The sequence below is a fragment of the Bombilactobacillus sp. ESL1092 genome, assembly GCF_058107465.1.
This window is the reverse complement of record NZ_CM176594.1, coordinates 373876-390370: the sequence shown is the minus strand read 5'-3', so window position 1 is coordinate 390370 and position 16495 is coordinate 373876. Positions and strand designations below refer to the sequence as shown.

Sequence of the window (16495 nt, the reverse complement as noted above, 5' to 3'; positions counted from 1 at the left end):
TGAAGAAGGCGGAGGGAGGATTTCTCCTTCTGCCTTTTTTGATTGAAATGATGCAATCGTAATTAAAATTATAATTTGAGATAAAATCCTTAATAGTTTGAATTTTTGAAGAGAGCATTTTTCTAAGTAAATTAGGAGGCCAATTATGGCAAAATTAATTGTTTCTGATGTTGATGTCAAAGACAAAAAGGTCTTAATGCGGGCAGATTTTAATGTTCCGTTAAAAGACGGTAAAATTACTAATGATAACCGGATTGTGGCAGCTTTGCCAACGATCAAGTATATCTTAGATAATGGTGGTAAGTTGATTCTATTGTCTCACTTAGGTCGTATTAAGAGTGACGCTGATAAAAAAGAATTAAGCTTACGTCCAGTTGCCGAACGTTTAAGCGAATTATTAAAGAAAGATGTCAAGTTTGTTCCTGAAAACGAAGGTCAAGCTGTTGAAGATGCTATTGCTGCAATGCAAGATGGCGATGTAATCTTGTTAGAAAACACACGTTTCCAAGACATTGATAATGATTTTGGCAAGCGTGAAAGCAAGAATGATCCTAAGTTAGGTGAATATTGGGCTTCTTTGGGCGATGTATTTGTTAACGACGCTTTTGGTACAGCTCACCGTTCGCATGCTTCTAACGTCGGGATTGCTACTGCTATGAAAGCAGCCAACAAACCGGTTGCTGCTGGTTTCTTGATGGAAAAGGAAATTAAGTTCTTAGGTAATGCCGTAGAAAATCCAGTTCATCCATTTGTGACAATTTTGGGTGGTGCTAAGGTTTCTGATAAAATTGCTGTGATCGAAAATTTAATTCCAAAATCCGACCATATTATTATTGGCGGTGGCATGGCTTATACTTTCTTAGCTGCTCAAGGTCATAAAATTGGTAAGTCATTATTTGAAGAAGACCGTGTGCCAATGGCTAAAGAATTATTAGCTAAAGCTGGCGATAAGATTGTCTTGCCAGTTGACCATGTTGTGGCTACTGAATTTTCTAATGAGGCACCGCATGAAGTTACTGAAGGTGTCGATATTCCCGATGATATGATGGCTTTGGATATTGGTCCGAAGACTATTAAGTTATTTGAAGATACTTTAAAAGGTGCTAAGACTGTGGTTTGGAATGGACCAATGGGTGCTTTTGAAATGAGTAACTTTGCTAATGGTACTTTGCAAATTGGTCGAGCTTTAGGCGACTTGCAAGATGCTACGACAATCGTTGGTGGGGGCGATTCAACTGCTGCTGCCCAACAATTAGGAATTGCTGATAAGTTAAGCCATATTTCTACTGGTGGTGGTGCTTCCTTGGAATACTTGGAAGGTAAAGAATTACCAGGTATTGCTGCTATTTCTGATAAATAATTTAAAATTAAGGGAGAATTTAGTTATGCGGACACCAATTATCGCGGGTAACTGGAAAATGAATAATGCTCCAGCAGATACCACGAAGTTTGTTAATGCAGTTAAGGATCAATTACCTGATTCTAATAAAGTTGAATCAGTCATTGCTGCTCCTGCTGTTGATTTACCAGCTTTATTAGCAGCTGCTAAAGGTAGTAATTTAAAGACTGCTGCTGAAAATTGTTACTTTGAAAATTCCGGTGCTTTCACCGGTGAAACTAGTCCTCAAGTTTTGGCTGAAATGGGCATTGATTATGTTATTATTGGTCATTCTGAACGCCGGGATTATTTCCATGAAACTGATGCAGAAATTAATAAGAAAGCACACGCAATCTTTGCTAACAAGATGTTACCAATCATTTGCTGTGGTGAAACTTTAGAAACTCGTGAAGCTGGTCAAGCAGAAGAATGGGTTAAAAACCAGGTTACAGCTGCGTTGAAAGATTTATCAGCACAACAAGTATCCCAATTAGTGATTGCTTATGAACCAATCTGGGCGATTGGCACGGGTAAGACGGCTACTTCTGATCAAGCTCAAGAAATTTGTCACGTTATTCGCCAAACTGTTGCTGATTTATATGATGAAACAACAGCTGAAAACGTCCGGATTCAATATGGTGGTTCAGTAAAGCCTGCTAACGTGAAAGAATTAATGGCTAAACCTGATATTGATGGTGGTTTAGTTGGTGGCGCCAGCTTAGATCCAGAATCTTATTTACAATTAGTTAATTATCAAGATTAAGCAGTTTAATTAATTTAGTTTAAATGTTAAAATTAAGTGTGTTGATCATTTAACAAAAGGAGAATATTAAATGTCTGTTATTACTGATGTTTTAGCTCGTGAAATTTTAGATTCACGTGGCAACCCAACTGTTGAAGTTGAAATGTATACTGAATTAGGTGGCTTTGGTCGCGCCAGTGTTCCTTCTGGTGCTTCTACCGGTGAACACGAAGCTGTTGAATTACGTGATGGCGACAAGTCCCGTTTTATGGGCAAGGGCGTTTTGAAAGCTGTTAAAAATGTTAACGACGTAATTGCCAAAGAAGTTATTGGTATGGACGTTACTGATCAACGCGCTATTGATCAAAAAATGATTGAATTAGATGGTACTCCAAACAAGGGTAAGTTAGGTGCCAATGCTATTTTAGGTGTTTCTTTAGCTGCTGCTCATGCTGCTGCTGATGAATTAGGTTTACCTTTGTACGAATATTTAGGTGGACCAAACAGCCATGTTTTACCAACACCAATGATGAATGTTATTAATGGTGGTAAGCATGCTAACAACAATGTTGACTTCCAAGAATTCATGATTATGCCTGTTGGTGCTAAGAGCATCCATGAAGCTATTCGGATGGGTTCTGAAACTTTCCATAACTTAGCTTCTATTTTAAAGGAACGTGGCGACTCTACAGCTGTTGGTGATGAAGGTGGCTTTGCACCAAACAACATGAAGAATAATGAGGAACCATTCCAAGTTTTAGTTGAAGCTATTGAACGTGCTGGTTACAAGCCTGGTGAAGATATTGCCATTGCTTTTGACTGTGCTTCATCTGAATACTACAATACCGAAACTGGTAAGTATGATATGAAGGGTGACGGCAAGTCTTACACGGCTGAAGAAATTGCTGACTTGTTATCAGACTTAGTTGACAAGTACCCAATCGTTTCCATTGAAGATCCTTTGGATGAAAACAACTGGGAAGATTGGCAAATGTTGACCAAGAAGTTAGGCGACAAAGTCCAAATTGTTGGTGATGACTTATTTGTAACCAATACCGATTACTTGAAGAAGGGTATCGATATGGGTGTTGCTAACTCTATCTTAATCAAAGTTAACCAAATTGGTACTTTGACCGAAACCTTTGAAGCAATCGAAATGGCTAAAGAAGCTGGCTACACAGCAATTGTTTCTCACCGTTCTGGTGAAACTGAAGATACCACGATTGCTGACTTAGTTGTTGCTACAAACGCGGGTCAAATCAAGACTGGTTCTATGAGCCGGACAGATCGGATTGCTAAATACAATCAATTAATGCGGATTGAAGAACAATTAGGTTCCGCTGCTGAATATAAAGGTGCTAAGAGTTTCTACAGCATCAACAAATAATCAGTAAAAAATAAAAGCAGTGTTGGTGCGTTCACGTACCGGCACTGTTTTTTTGTATAAAAAAACTTAATTTTCAACTTACCGTCGAAAATTAAGCTACATAATCATACAATTTTTCTATTGCTAAATCTTTAAGGATACAAAAACTATATTGTGTACCATGCATTGAATCGGATTGTTTTTCTATTGCTAAATCTTTAAGGGTACAAAAACGAAGTTAAGGCTCGTGTTGGAATGTCGTCCGTTTTTTTATTGCTAAATCTTTAAGGGTACAAAAACAAGTCGGCACAATCTATACAGTTCAATTAAGTTTTTCTATTGCTAAATCTTTAAGGGTACAAAAACGATTAATGAGAACTTAAAAATTGGGCGATAGTTTTTCTATTGCTAAATCTTTAAGGGTACAAAAACATGACACTACTATCGTTTTCATTTTTAGAGGTTTTTCTATTGCTAAATCTTTAAGGGTACAAAAACTTTAAAGTGGTTAACAGCTTTTGAGATTCCGTTTTTCTATTGCTAAATCTTTAAGGGTACAAAAACACTTCAATGCTGATTCGGTTACATCCTTACGTTTTTCTATTGCTAAATCTTTAAGGGTACAAAAACAAAACTACCTGTCGGTCCTCTTCATTCTCGGTTTTTCTATTGCTAAATCTTTAAGGGTACAAAAACCTCAAATTTGCTCTGAGATTTTAGATACCCTGTATTTGAATTATAACATAGCAAGTAAAAGATCTTTAATACAATTTTATCTTGCGAAAATTTATTATTTTGATTATAATGAAAGCGTTAAAAATATAAGCAAGGGGTGCCAACTTGGCTGAGACAGATCTTTAATCTGAACTCTTTGAACCTGTAAGTTAGAACTTGCGTAGGGATGTGCTATTAAAATTAAGACTATTGATTAATAGGCGTCTCAATTGAGGCGTCTTTTTTAATTGCATTTTTACGAGAGCAATTAATTTAGAAGTTCTGTGCATATTAGGAGGAATTTTAGATGAAGTTATCATTGTTAGATGATTTGCGTAAACAGAATCCGGTTGTATTGAACATTTCTAATTTCGTGACTGTTCAAGATGTGGCCAATGGTTTGAATGCATTGGGAGCATCACCAATTATGTCAGAGGAAATTGCAGAAACCAAAGAAATGGTGGGAATCAGTAATGCTGTTTCTTTAAATTTAGGTGCTTTTACTCAAGAACAAATTGAACACTTAAAGACGATGGGCCAAGCGGCTAACGCTGCTCAAAAGCCCGTTGTTTTGGATCCAGTGGCAGTCGGAGCTATTAATTATCGTAAGCAAGTCGCGCTAAAGTTGTTACAAGATTTTCAGGTATCGGTTATTCGAGGTAATGCTGGGGAGATTGCAGCCTTGGCAGATTTTGATTGGCAAGCTAAAGGGATTGATGCAGGTGCTGGAACTGGCGATGTGATTGAAATTGCCAAAACTGCTGCACAAAAGTTTCATTGTGTTGTTTTGATGAGTGGTGCAACGGACTATATTACCGATGGTCAGCAGGTAGTGGCTGTACACAATGGTACGCCACTATTTGCGGCCCATGTTGGTTCGGGAGATATGTTGACTAGTATCGTTGGCGCTTTTTGTGCAATTAGTTCAGATAATTATTTTGAAGCAGCGCAAACGGCGGCATTAGTTTTTGCAGCAATCGGTGAATTAGCAGTCGGTAATCAAAAAGTTGGTCCCGGTAGCTTTACTGTAAATTTATTAGATCAATTAGCTTGGGCGACAACTGATCAAATTAATTCAATCGCTCAATATGAGGAATTATAATATGATTGAAAAAATTAATTCTTTTCCACAAACATTAACGATTGCTGGAACAGATTCTGGTGGTGGTGCTGGGATGATGGCTGATTTTAAAACGATGCAATCATGTCATGTTTTTGCCACAGGTGTCGTAGTGGCTGTCACAGCTCAAAATACTTTAGGCGTACAACAATCGTTTATGTTGCCTGAAGAAATGGTCAATGCCCAGTTTGCTTCGTTGGCCGCGGATTTTCAAATTCGTGCTTGTAAAACAGGGATGCTAGGTGACGCTAACCATGTAGAATATGTTGTTCATAATTTACAAAAATATGATTTTGGGCCGTTGATTGTTGATCCGGTCATGATTGCTAAAGGTGGATCTGCCTTGTTGACTGATGATGCGATTGAGGTTGTTAAGCAACAGTTATTACCGTTAGCAACAGTAGCTACACCTAATTTACTGGAAGCGCAACGGCTAGTCGGACATGAAATCAAAACTTCAGCTGATTTTCAACAGGCCGCTTTAGAAATTCAGGCTATGGGCACCAAAAATGTGCTGATTAAAGGTGGTCATGCTCAAGGCGATGCAGTGCGGGATTATTGGTTATTTCAAGATGGAACGGATTTGTGGTTAAGTGCCCCCCGTATTGCAACCAAGCGAACTCACGGAACCGGTGATACTTTATCATCATGTTTATGTGCCGAGTTAGCAAAACAAAGACCGCTCAAACAAGCAGCAAAAATTGCTAAAGACTTTACGCAAACTGCAATTAAGAATACTATTCAAGTCGGTCATGGACATGGTCCGCTGAATCACTGGGCGTATCAGGAGGAAAAACAAAATGACTAATTTTCAAGCAAGTATTTTAAAAGCATATTTTATTTGTGGAACGCAAGATCTTTTGCCTACTAAAACTTTACCTGAAGTAGTCGAACAAGCTTTAAAATCTGGCATTACTGCATATCAATTTCGCGATAAAGGTCCGCAAGCTATTAGTGATAAGCAACAACGTTTGTTAATGGCTCAACAATTGCGTCAACTATGTAGTCAATATCAAGTCCCCTTCATCGTTGACGATGATGTTGAATTGGCACAAGAAGTTCAAGCTGACGGTATTCATGTCGGTCAAAGTGATGAAAGAATTCAACAGGTTATCAAAGAAGTTGGTGGTCAGATGATTGTGGGACTATCTTGTTCGAATGAACAAGAAATAACATTGGCTAATCAAATTCAGGGAATTGATTACTACGGCTGTGGTCCAGTATTTGCTACAAACTCTAAGGCTGATGCTTCACCCGTGATCGGAATAAAAGGCTTAATTCAATTGAATCAACTGGCGCAACGACCGATTGTCGCCATTGGCGGCATTGCGGCAGATAATGTACGGGAAGTAGCTCAAACTGGAGTGGCAGGTAGCTCTGTTATTTCAATGATTGCTCAAAGTCAAGATATTGCAGCAAGTGTGCAATTATTAAAGGCAAATTAGCGTAAAAATCAACCATAGTAATTACTGATAATTTGACGGATAACAACCAATCAATTATGTAAGGGACAGTAATGAAAAAGATTTTTTGAGAATCTGGAAGAAATTGACTAAAAGTTGATTATGCCAAAGCAAATGCTTGTTTCCAATTAATCATTGGATAGGTATTTGCTTTTTTATTTGGTAATTATTTAAAAATAATTGACGAATGAATTAGGCTAGTTAGGTTGCAACTAGTAAATGCTAAATCTTTATGTTATGCTATCAGTAGTGCCATAACGGAGGTTATAAACGTGTACAGTTTACTAACAAATATTTTAGTTATTGATTCTATTTTGATTGTTATTGCCGTTATGATGCAACCACAAAAACAGCAAGACGCGTTGAATGCTTTATCTGGCGGAGCAGGTGATTTGTTTAACACGCAGAAGAAACGTGGCTTTGAAGCATTTATGGAAAAAGTTACGACAATCTTAGCAATTATTTTCTTTGTTTGTGCGCTTGCATTGGCTTTTATGTCATCAAAATAAACTTAAATCCTCCTGTTTTTACAGTGGGATTTTTTTATTGAGTTTGCGAGGTGTAAAGATGAAGCGAGTTCCTCCCAAAACGTTGTTTGTTGATCAAGGTGAACGAACGGTTATTTTTTTACATTCATATACAGGTAGTCCCAATGATTTTTTGTCATTGACTCGGGTTTTAGCCAAACAAAATATCAGTTCTTATTTACCGCTATTTACAGGTCATGGAACTTTAAATGCGGTCGATATTTTACAACAAGGTAATCCAGCAGCTTGGTGGGCGGATACTAAAGCTGCCATTGATTTTGTCCGTCAAACAAAGCGAGGTCCTATTAGTATTGTTGGGTTATCGTTAGGTAGTTTGTTTGCCCTGAAGGCGTTAGCAACGATGCCAGATTTAAAAAGTGGTGCGGTGTTAGGTTGTCCAATATTTAATGATGATTTAACTAATGTCTCAGCTGGATTTTATCAATATGAAACCTATTTAGAACAACAACAAGAATTAAGCGTTGGCCAAAGAGCCATGCGCAAACGCCAAGTGGAACAATTACTACCGCAGGCGTTGGCAGGAATTAAGCAAACTGCTTTGACAGTCCGCCAACAATTAGACAAAATTAAGCAGCCTTTATTTATTGGTCATGGTCAAAAGGACCAAATGGTTGATATTCAGTCAGCCCAACGTTTAGCAGCTATTTTGCCACCAAAACAAGTAGTGACACACTTTTATCAAAATGCCGGCCATGTCATTACAGTGAACCAAGCACGGCCCCAGTTAGAACAAGATTTAGAAAACTTTTTATTGGTAAATTAGGAGTAAAAATTGAATGGCTTTAGAAAAAAATAAATTAATTTCAGATGTTTTAGAAGTATTTCGTAATTATCCGGATCGCAAATATACTGCTCAAGATATAGTAGATTTATTGAGATTACACGGTTCTGAATCTTATAATCACGTTTTAAAAGCGTTAGCTGTGTTAGAGGGTGAAGATAAGATCACTGCTCATGATCGTAACCAATTTAAGATGACACCCATTGATCAAAAAGTTAGTGGGACTTTTCGGGCTAATGACCGCGGCTTTGGTTTTGTTCGGTATGACGATGAAGAACCAGACATCTTTATTGCGCGAACCAATACTTTGAATGCGATCAATGATGACGAAGTTGAAGTCCAGATTTTAAAACCTGCTAATCCTTGGGGAGATAATGGGGCTGAAGGCAAGATTACTCAGATTTTAGATCACGGCCTGAAACAAATCGTTGGTGAATTTATGCCTTATAGCGATGTGCAAGTTAAAAAGACCGGGTTAGTCGGTTATGTCAAGAGTCATGAAAAAAAGATGGCCAATAATCCGGTTTTCATCAAACAAACGGGAATCACGCCCCAAATGGGCGACATGGTACAAGTAGAGATTACTAATTATCCAAGTGCCGACTTTCCACGCAGTATGGCAGGCATTGCACTGAAAACTTTGGGTAATAAAAATGATCCCGGTGTCGATGAATTGTCCATTGTTTATCAAAATGATGTGAAAGATGAATTTCCAGAAGCAGTTTTGGCAGCTGCTCAACAAGTTCCAGATCACCTAACCGAAGCGGATTGGCAAGGTCGAGTAGATAATACTGAACAAGTAACCGTAACGATTGATGGCGATGATTCGAAAGACTTTGACGATGCCGTCACTTTATGGAAATTGGAAAATGGCAATTTTCATTTAGGAGTACACATTGCTGATGTAACCCATTATGTTAAGCCCGGCAGTCCTTTAGATCAAGAAGCTTACGAACGTGGGACGAGTACGTATCTCGTCGATCGGGTTATTCCAATGCTGCCATTTCGTTTATCAAATGGTATTTGCTCTTTAAATCCGGGTGAAGATCGTTGTGTTTTGACCTGTGATATGGAGATTAATCCGCAGGGAGAAATTATCAATCATAAAATTTATCCTAGTGTTATTCGCTCACATGCGCGTTTGACGTACAATAATGTGAATAAAATTTTAAATGGGGATGCTCAAATCCGCGCCCAATATGCCGATTTGGTACCAATGCTGGAAGAAATGGCGCAATTACATGAGATTTTATTTGCTATGCGACATCAGCGTGGGGCAATTGATTTTGAAGAAACAGAAGCCAAAATCATCGTTGATGATCAGGGACATCCTACAGATATTAAATTACTGGAACGTGGTACAGCGGAAAAAATGATTGAATCCTTTATGCTGGCAGCCAACGAAACAGTTGCAGAACATTTTAATAAGTTACACGTCCCGTTTTTGTATCGGGTGCATGAACAACCGGATCCGGAAAAGGTAAAGAATTTCTTTGAAATTGCTAGTTCGTTTGGTTTATCAGTTCCGGGTGATGCTAAGCATGTTACCCCCAAGATGTTTCAAACTGTTTTAGAAAAAGTAGCTGGTAAACCCCAAGAAGCAGTAATTACCACGATGTTATTACGGAGTTTACAACAAGCTAAGTATTCTCCGGATCCATTAGGCCACTTTGGCTTAGCGGCCACTTATTATACGCATTTTACGTCCCCAATTAGACGTTATCCTGATCTAATGGTACACCGGATGATTCATAGTTATGCTGATGAGGGTACCAGCGAAGATATTCAAAACCAATGGGCAGAACAATTACCAGAAGTTGGTGTTCACACCTCAGCTTGTGAGCGAAAATCGATTGATGTAGAACGAGCAGTTGATGATTTGAAAAAAGCTGAGTTTATGGCTGATAAAGTGGGACAAGAATTTGAAGGTGTCATTAGTGGTGTTACCAGTTTTGGCATGTTTGTTAGCTTAGAAAATACGGTAGAAGGTTTGATTCATATTTCTAATATGCTAGATGATTATTATGAATATAATGAAAAAGCCTTATCCATGATTGGCAAACGCACCCATAAAGTGTACACAATGGGTGATAGTATCAAGGTAAAATTGATTCGTGCAGATGCTCAGCAACGCCAAGTGGACTTTGAGCCAGTGCTAAGTCCAGAGGAACAAGAACGGGCCGATGCAGAAAAAAAACGCCGTGAACAGGAACATCAAAAATTCTTGCAACGGCATAAAAATTCAGGACGACGTTCTCAAAAAAATACTAAACAGCGCTCGGGCAAATACGAACGAAATAATCAAAAGTCCCGTCATTAGGGGGATTGATAGTTATGAAGAAGCATCATCAAAAAGCAGCGAATGAAGTTGCCAACAACAAAAAAGCGCGTCATGATTATAATATTTTATCCACGTATGAAGCTGGGATTGCTCTAACAGGTACCGAAATTAAGTCAGTGCGCGCTAGTCGGGTTAATTTACGGGATGGATTTGTGCAATTTCGACGAGGAGAATTGTGGTTAGCTAATGTTCATATCAGTACTTATGACCAAGGTAACCAGTTTAATCATGATCCCTTACGCGATCGTAAATTATTACTACACAAAAAAGAAATTAAAAAAATTAGTGGTGAATTGTCTAAAAAGGGAATTACAGTAGTTCCACTAAAAATGTATCTCAAACACGGTTTCGCTAAAGTTTTAATTGGTGTGGCTGAAGGTAAAAAACAATACGATAAACGAGAAACTATTAAACGTCGTGATCAAGATCGAGAGATGCGGCGCAATTTAAAAAATGTTTTACGATAAAAGATGATATATAAATAAATTTATTCGAGGAGTTAATGATGAAACGTGCAGTAACCATTCATTATTTAATCCAGCATTTGGAAGAATTGCTCAAAGCAAAAGCGACTAATGTTTTGACCGTTAGTGACTTAACTAATAATTTGTCGATTAGTCGCAGTACTTTTTATCGTTATTTTCCGAATGGAACTGCTTCTATTTACCAATCGCTGATTCAAGAGCACTTGGCAAAATTACAGCAGCGAACTTTTAGTGATTGGCATCAACTGGTGAGTTACTGCGTATTTTATTTAAATAATCATCAAACAAGTTGTCGTTTAATTTATCGGGTGCTGTGCCAGCAAAATTTATTAAATTGGTTTTATCATGAAATTTTAAATTTTTTAAATACGTATTCGACGGATAATTTAGCTATTTTGGAAGTTTTACAAAATAATTGGGATGAATTGGAGTTAATAACTAGCGCAATTTTTCACCAATTAAATAGCTGGTTGGAAACAGATTTTCAAATTGAAGTAACTATGGTGTTAAAAAGGTTAGATGTGGTCGGCTATCTGTTAACATGTCAAGCCATTAATGAAGCAATGTGATCTAAATGTATCAAAGTAAGGCGTTTAGGGTAAATTGTTTCTTTTTTTATCATTTATTCTTTTGTATATTATATTTATATCATGATATAAATAAAAAAATCAGGAGGAATGGATTTTTAAAGAATTCAATTTAAAATAGAGTTTGGACGAAAGTTTCGGTCAATTAGAAAAAACGAATAACCTCTGAGAGGAAGATGGGAATTTTTTCTAGCCAGAACTTCTAACAACAATAAGAGGCAGACACCAGCTTGGTAAAGTTTTGGAGAAAACCTACTTGTTGGTCCAAACTCTATTTTTTTGGAATTGGGTACTTGACATTTAATTTTTAGGATTTATAATTTCACTATATGTTAATATTTTTTAATCTAAAAGATGAGTAAATTAGATTATTCTTACAGAGAGACATTGGTAGGTGTGAAATGTTAGGTAATCTAGTTGAATATGGTCTTTGATTAAGATTAATTGCCGAGTTCAAGGAATAAGGTAATTATGGTGATGGCCATTAGCACATAATGAAGAATAATAACCTAATCGTTTCGAGGTTGTGTACAGACCAAGGTTATTGTTATTCATAAGCGGTTTTATTTTTAAGATCGAAAACCAGGTGGTACCACGTCTTTGTCGTCCTGCAAGTCAATAATTGACTTGCAGTTTTTTAGTTTGGAGGAAAAATTAATGACTCATCAATGGAAAAGTTTTTGGGGAATCTTGCTCTGTACTTTGGCTTTAGGAACACAGGCTAATTTACAGATAGCGCAAGCTAAAACCAAAAATACGTTGAATTGGACAGAAAGTTCTGAATTGGCTACTGCAGATATTTCGCAAGCTTCTGACACCTTAAGCTTTGACGTTTTGTTGAATACGCAAGAAGGTTTGTATCGTTTGGATGCTCATGGCAAGGCGCAACCAGCTTTGGCTACTAAAACCAAAGTTTCAGCTGACGGATTAACCTATACGTTTAATCTTCGACCAAATGTCAAGTGGTCCGATAATACGCCCGTTACCGCTCAAGATTTTGTGACTTCGTGGCGGCGGACGGTAGATCCCAAAACGGGTTCCAGTGATGCGTTTTATTTAAATCAAGTACAAAACGCGAAGCAGATTAATGCCAATAAACTACCAGTTGATAAATTGGGAATACAGGCTTTAAGTAAGCATAAATTACAGGTGAAATTAACTCAGCCGGTACCATACTTTAAGAAATTGTTAGCGTGGCCGTTGTTCTTCCCTCAAAACCAAGCAGCAGTTAATCGTTGGGGAAAAGATTACGGTACCACTTCTGCTAAAACGGTTGCGGACGGACCATTTATCTTAAAAGGTTGGAATGGCAGTAGTGATAATTGGCGTTTAGTTAAAAATCCGCATTATTGGGATAAAAAACATGTCCGTCTACAACAAGTTAAGGAGGATGTCGTTAAGGATCCGCAAACCGGGTTAAATTTGTATCAATCCAATAAAGTGGATGAAACAATTCTTTCAGGCACGCAAGTTCCTAACTTAAAAGGCCAAAAAGATTTCTTAGTGCGCAAATCGTCTAATATGACTGATATGAATTTGAATCAAAACAAAGTACCAGCCTTTAAGAATCAAAAAGTACGGCGGGCCTTTTCTTTAGCAATTAATCGGCATCAATTGGTTAAAGGTGTTTTAGAAGATGGTTCTTTAGCGCCCAAAGGTTTTGTACCACAAGGATTAGGATCTTATCAAAACAAAGATTTTGCACAAGTTAGTCAAGTTCCTAATTCGACGAGCTCTAACTTAAAACAAGCTAAAAGTTTATTGCGTCAAGGATTGAAGCAAACTAATACCAAGCAATTGAACTTAAGTTTACTAATTGATGATACGACTACTTCCAAGCAAACGGGTGAATTTATTCAAGGCTCATTAAATAAGTTACCCCATGTCAAAATCACATTGAAGACTTTGCCCAAGGTGCAGCGTTTAGCTCGGGAACATCAAGGTGACTATGATTTAGTGATTACTAGTTGGCAATCAGTATTTTCGGATCCTATTAACTTTTTGGATATTTGGGAAAGTGATTCATCTTATAATACTTCTAAATTCCATGATGCTCAGTTTGATCATGATTTGGATTTGTCGGAAAACAAGCTTTCTCAAAATAAAGCCCAACGTTGGCAATATCAAGTCAAAGCTGAAAAGCGTTTAATGAAATTACAAGGAACAGTTCCGTTATATCAAGGTGTCAAAGCGCAATTGTTGAATACCAAAGTTAAAGGTTTAGTTTACAATGGTTCTGGTGTTCCTTATGACTTTAAGACCACTTATTTCAGTTCAAAGAAGGATTAGTGAATGAAGTACGCAATTAATCAACAACAATTACTAGATGATTTCTTAACTTATGTAAAAATAAATACGCAATCTGATGCTTCGCAAGCCTTAGATCAAGTGCCGACCACTGCCGGTCAAACGCAGTTAGCACACTTATTAATGCAGCAACTGCAGGATTTAGGTTTGCACGAAGTTAAATTAAATCCGCAAAATAGTTTTGTGACAGCTTTATTACCAGGAAATACGCTGGCCATGCCCGCTATTGGTTTTATTGCACACTTGGATACTGCGGCTGACTATTCTGGAGCTCATGTGCAACCACAGGTTCATGCTAATTATCAAGGGCAAGTAATTGAGTGGGCTAACGGGTTAAAGTTAGATCCACAGCAGTTTCCTAATTTACAGAATTATATCGGTCAAACTTTGATTACTGCCGATGGAACGACGCTCTTGGGAGTTGATGATAAAGGCGGGATTGCGGGATTAATCGCGGCTTTGCGCTATTTGGTTAACAATCCTCAGTTGTTACACGGACCGATTAAAGTGGCTTTTGGTCCAGATGAAGAAATTGGGCGCGGTGCAGATCGCTTTGATGTACCGGATTTTGCGGCTGATTTCGCCTATACGTTGGACAATGGTTTAGTCGGAGATATTGAATATGAGACATTTAATGCTGCACAAGCCGTAATTGATATTTCCGGAGTTAGTGTTCATCCTGGACAAGCCTATGGTCAAATGGTTAATGCGATTAGTTTGGCTGAACAAATTGATCAACGATTGCCCCAAAAAGAACGGCCAGAATTAGTTCGAGGCTATGATGGCTTTTATTTATTAAATCAATTTCAGGGTGACGTTTCCCATGCGCATTTGGTTTATATTATTCGTGATTTTTCGCGAAGTGCTTTTGAACAGCGCAAACAAGATCTGCAAAATATTGTCGCCCAATTAAATGCTCAATTTGCTCAACCGCGGATTCAGTTAACACTGACGGATCAATATTACAATATGGCAGACATTATTAACCAAGATCGTTATCCAGTGACCTTGGCGAAAGGGGCTTTAAAGAATTTACAAATAGATCCACATGTGAAACCTTTTCGTGGTGGGACAGACGGTTCTAAGATTACCTATTTAGGTATGCCGACGCCCAATTTGTTTAATGGTGGCGAAAATTTTCATGGCCCGTATGAATTTGTAACAGTAGAGGCCATGGCCCAATTAGCTCAGACAATTATTGAAATAGCTAATCTCTACGCTCAAGATCATAAGCATGTGACAGATTAGTCTGCAACCGATGCAGTGGCCAATTTTTGATTGAACGTTGATTTTTGGATAATCGGCTGGTTTGGTTTAAAACAGCAGCTAATAAAAGTCCAATTTGCGCATCTACTTGAGGACTGATTTGGAGTAGGTAGCCTTCATGACCATTTTTTAAATAAATGTTATCAACAGACATGATTAAATGATGGTGAAAATCATGGACCAAGTAATTATTGGTTAATAAATTACCAGAAACTAACCAATGTAAACTAGGAGCAATCATTAACTGGCGGCGATGATTAGTGATATGAATTAATTTAGTGATTAAAATATCGGCTAATTTAATTTGGTAATTAGCCCATGGATGCGTGCTAGTTTGAATGATATCACCCAACTTAGTTTGGCGCGGTGTTAATAGTTCATAATTAATTTTCCAACGGGGAGCTGTGCGAATAAGATAGTAGCACAGCTCTTGTTGTTGATTAGTAACTTGAATGACTCCTGGTAAATTAGCGGCATTAAATTGGAGATAATAAATCATTTTAAATTGGCTGCTTGCTGTTTATTTAAAGCAATCGCATGGTAAATAGCTTGCGCAACGCCATTTTGACTATTACTGCTGGTTTGGTATTGTGCTAGTTTCTTAATTGGCGCAATTGCATTGGCCATGGCGACACCAATTCCTGCCGCCTGGATCATTGATTCGTCATTTAAATTGTCACCAATCGCCATGACCTCACTCATCTGTAAACCTAGCTTATGAGCAAAAGTGGTTAGTGCGCGGCCTTTTTGGGCCTTAACATTATTGATTTCAATATTATTGGGTGATGAGGAAGTAATGACAATTTCGGAATTTTGTTGTAATTGTGCTCTTAATTGTTGCAATTTTTGCGGATGACGGTCACTAAAGACTAACAGTTTCATCACATTGATTTGAGGATCATGCAAAAGTGCGTCAAAACTTTTCACATAATTGATGTTCATTAATTCGGCCCGTGAAGTAGCACGTGCTACGGCCATTTTATATAAGAGATTGGGGTTTAATTTGACCAATAAATTAGCCGTATGTTGAATACGCTGAATGCGACTATTGGAATAAATTCCTTGATCGGTAATGATTTCAAAATAGAGTTTACTAGTTTTAATATGCGTTAAACATTGTTTTAAATTAGAACGATCAATGGGGATTTTGACGACAGGTTCACGGTCTTGATTATAAACTAAGGCTCCATTTAAAGTGATAAAGTCCGGTTTGACCGTTAAATTGCTGACCAACGGAGCCGCTTCACTTAAACCACGACCAGTGGCGACAACAAATTGAATTCCTGCTTGGTTTGCAGCTTGAATTGCGGTAATATTTTCTTTAGAGACAATTGATTCACTATTTAATAACGTTCCATCCATATCTGAAGCAATTAGTTTAATTGTCATAAGTTCCT

At 37.7% G+C, this 16495-nt stretch carries 15 protein-coding genes, 1 CRISPR repeat array, 1 riboswitch and 1 other annotated feature; of the genes, 13 read left to right on the top strand and 2 right to left on the bottom strand.

Annotation, left to right across the window (positions count from 1 at the left end; genetic code table 11):
• Nucleotides 1–145: 145 nt before the first annotated feature.
• The 13 genes from AC3B6Y_RS01960 (at nt 146) to pepT (ending at nt 15080) form a co-directional block, all read left to right on the top strand.
• Nucleotides 146–1360, top strand: a complete 1215-nt coding sequence (locus AC3B6Y_RS01960; RefSeq protein ID WP_489769634.1) for a phosphoglycerate kinase — start codon at nt 146–148, stop codon at nt 1358–1360.
• 25 nt (nt 1361–1385) lie between these two features.
• Nucleotides 1386–2141, top strand: coding sequence for a triose-phosphate isomerase (tpiA, locus tag AC3B6Y_RS01955; RefSeq protein ID WP_489791222.1), 756 nt, complete (start codon nt 1386–1388; stop codon nt 2139–2141).
• Nucleotides 2142–2211: 70 nt separating this feature from the next.
• Entirely contained in the window at nt 2212–3507 is a 1296-nt protein-coding gene (eno, locus tag AC3B6Y_RS01950) for a phosphopyruvate hydratase (RefSeq protein WP_489769635.1), read from the top strand.
• 111 nt (nt 3508–3618) lie between these two features.
• A CRISPR array of direct repeats spans nt 3619–4182; the repeat unit is 36 nt; unit sequence GTTTTTCTATTGCTAAATCTTTAAGGGTACAAAAAC.
• A 122-nt stretch (nt 4183–4304) separates the two neighbouring features.
• A riboswitch (TPP riboswitch) is annotated at nt 4305–4405 on the top strand.
• Nucleotides 4406–4507: 102 nt separating this feature from the next.
• Nucleotides 4508–5302: a hydroxyethylthiazole kinase gene (gene thiM, locus AC3B6Y_RS01945; RefSeq protein ID WP_489769636.1), complete on the top strand. Its 795-nt coding sequence runs from the start codon at nt 4508–4510 to the stop codon at nt 5300–5302.
• A gap of 1 nt (nt 5303) precedes the next feature.
• Nucleotides 5304–6128 (top strand): bifunctional hydroxymethylpyrimidine kinase/phosphomethylpyrimidine kinase, encoded by an 825-nt coding sequence (gene thiD, locus AC3B6Y_RS01940; protein ID WP_489791221.1) that lies wholly within the window; start codon nt 5304–5306, stop codon nt 6126–6128.
• Nucleotides 6121–6765, top strand: coding sequence for a thiamine phosphate synthase (thiE, locus tag AC3B6Y_RS01935; protein ID WP_489758292.1), 645 nt, complete (start codon nt 6121–6123; stop codon nt 6763–6765). The genes thiD and thiE overlap by 8 nt, the downstream gene beginning before the upstream one ends.
• A gap of 290 nt (nt 6766–7055) precedes the next feature.
• Nucleotides 7056–7292: a preprotein translocase subunit SecG gene (gene secG, locus AC3B6Y_RS01930; RefSeq protein ID WP_489758293.1), complete on the top strand. Its 237-nt coding sequence runs from the start codon at nt 7056–7058 to the stop codon at nt 7290–7292.
• Between the two features lie 58 nt (nt 7293–7350).
• Nucleotides 7351–8094, top strand: coding sequence for an alpha/beta hydrolase (locus AC3B6Y_RS01925; protein ID WP_489791220.1), 744 nt, complete (start codon nt 7351–7353; stop codon nt 8092–8094).
• Between the two features lie 13 nt (nt 8095–8107).
• Nucleotides 8108–10432, top strand: coding sequence for a ribonuclease R (rnr, locus tag AC3B6Y_RS01920; protein ID WP_489769638.1), 2325 nt, complete (start codon nt 8108–8110; stop codon nt 10430–10432).
• A 14-nt stretch (nt 10433–10446) separates the two neighbouring features.
• Entirely contained in the window at nt 10447–10920 is a 474-nt protein-coding gene (smpB, locus tag AC3B6Y_RS01915; RefSeq protein WP_489758296.1) for an SsrA-binding protein SmpB, read from the top strand.
• Between the two features lie 38 nt (nt 10921–10958).
• Complete coding sequence (locus tag AC3B6Y_RS01910) at nt 10959–11507, top strand: TetR/AcrR family transcriptional regulator (protein ID WP_489758297.1); 549 nt, start codon at nt 10959–10961, stop codon at nt 11505–11507.
• A gap of 355 nt (nt 11508–11862) precedes the next feature.
• Nucleotides 11863–12139 (top strand) — a binding site (T-box leader).
• Between the two features lie 43 nt (nt 12140–12182).
• Nucleotides 12183–13814, top strand: coding sequence for a peptide ABC transporter substrate-binding protein (locus tag AC3B6Y_RS01905; protein WP_489790260.1), 1632 nt, complete (start codon nt 12183–12185; stop codon nt 13812–13814).
• A gap of 3 nt (nt 13815–13817) precedes the next feature.
• Entirely contained in the window at nt 13818–15080 is a 1263-nt protein-coding gene (gene pepT, locus AC3B6Y_RS01900) for a peptidase T (protein WP_489790261.1), read from the top strand.
• Here the strand turns inward: pepT and AC3B6Y_RS01895 are convergent.
• Together AC3B6Y_RS01895 and AC3B6Y_RS01890 are read right to left on the bottom strand one after the other, a co-directional pair.
• On the bottom strand, nt 15040–15597 hold the full coding sequence (locus AC3B6Y_RS01895; protein ID WP_489758300.1) for a hypothetical protein: 558 nt from the start codon (nt 15595–15597) through the stop codon (nt 15040–15042). The genes pepT and AC3B6Y_RS01895 overlap by 41 nt on opposite strands.
• Nucleotides 15594–16487, bottom strand: a complete 894-nt coding sequence (locus tag AC3B6Y_RS01890) for a Cof-type HAD-IIB family hydrolase (protein WP_489758301.1) — start codon at nt 16485–16487, stop codon at nt 15594–15596. Before AC3B6Y_RS01890 ends, AC3B6Y_RS01895 begins: the two co-directional genes overlap by 4 nt.
• Nucleotides 16488–16495: the final 8 nt, after the last annotated feature.

Bases quoted from the DNA above. Each gene is read 5' to 3' on its own strand.
- AC3B6Y_RS01960 (WP_489769634.1), top strand. From the start codon at position 146: ATGGCAAAATTAATTGTTTCTGATGTTGATGTCAAAGACAAAAAGGTC.
- tpiA (WP_489791222.1), top strand. From the start codon at position 1,386: ATGCGGACACCAATTATCGCGGGTAACTGGAAAATGAATAATGCTCCA.
- eno (WP_489769635.1), top strand. From the start codon at position 2,212: ATGTCTGTTATTACTGATGTTTTAGCTCGTGAAATTTTAGATTCACGT.
- thiM (WP_489769636.1), top strand. From the start codon at position 4,508: ATGAAGTTATCATTGTTAGATGATTTGCGTAAACAGAATCCGGTTGTA.
- thiD (WP_489791221.1), top strand. From the start codon at position 5,304: ATGATTGAAAAAATTAATTCTTTTCCACAAACATTAACGATTGCTGGA.
- thiE (WP_489758292.1), top strand. From the start codon at position 6,121: ATGACTAATTTTCAAGCAAGTATTTTAAAAGCATATTTTATTTGTGGA.
- AC3B6Y_RS01925 (WP_489791220.1), top strand. From the start codon at position 7,351: ATGAAGCGAGTTCCTCCCAAAACGTTGTTTGTTGATCAAGGTGAACGA.
- rnr (WP_489769638.1), top strand. From the start codon at position 8,108: ATGGCTTTAGAAAAAAATAAATTAATTTCAGATGTTTTAGAAGTATTT.
- smpB (WP_489758296.1), top strand. From the start codon at position 10,447: ATGAAGAAGCATCATCAAAAAGCAGCGAATGAAGTTGCCAACAACAAA.
- AC3B6Y_RS01910 (WP_489758297.1), top strand. From the start codon at position 10,959: ATGAAACGTGCAGTAACCATTCATTATTTAATCCAGCATTTGGAAGAA.
- AC3B6Y_RS01905 (WP_489790260.1), top strand. From the start codon at position 12,183: ATGACTCATCAATGGAAAAGTTTTTGGGGAATCTTGCTCTGTACTTTG.
- pepT (WP_489790261.1), top strand. From the start codon at position 13,818: ATGAAGTACGCAATTAATCAACAACAATTACTAGATGATTTCTTAACT.
- AC3B6Y_RS01895 (WP_489758300.1), bottom strand. From the start codon at position 15,597: ATGATTTATTATCTCCAATTTAATGCCGCTAATTTACCAGGAGTCATT.
- AC3B6Y_RS01890 (WP_489758301.1), bottom strand. From the start codon at position 16,487: ATGACAATTAAACTAATTGCTTCAGATATGGATGGAACGTTATTAAAT.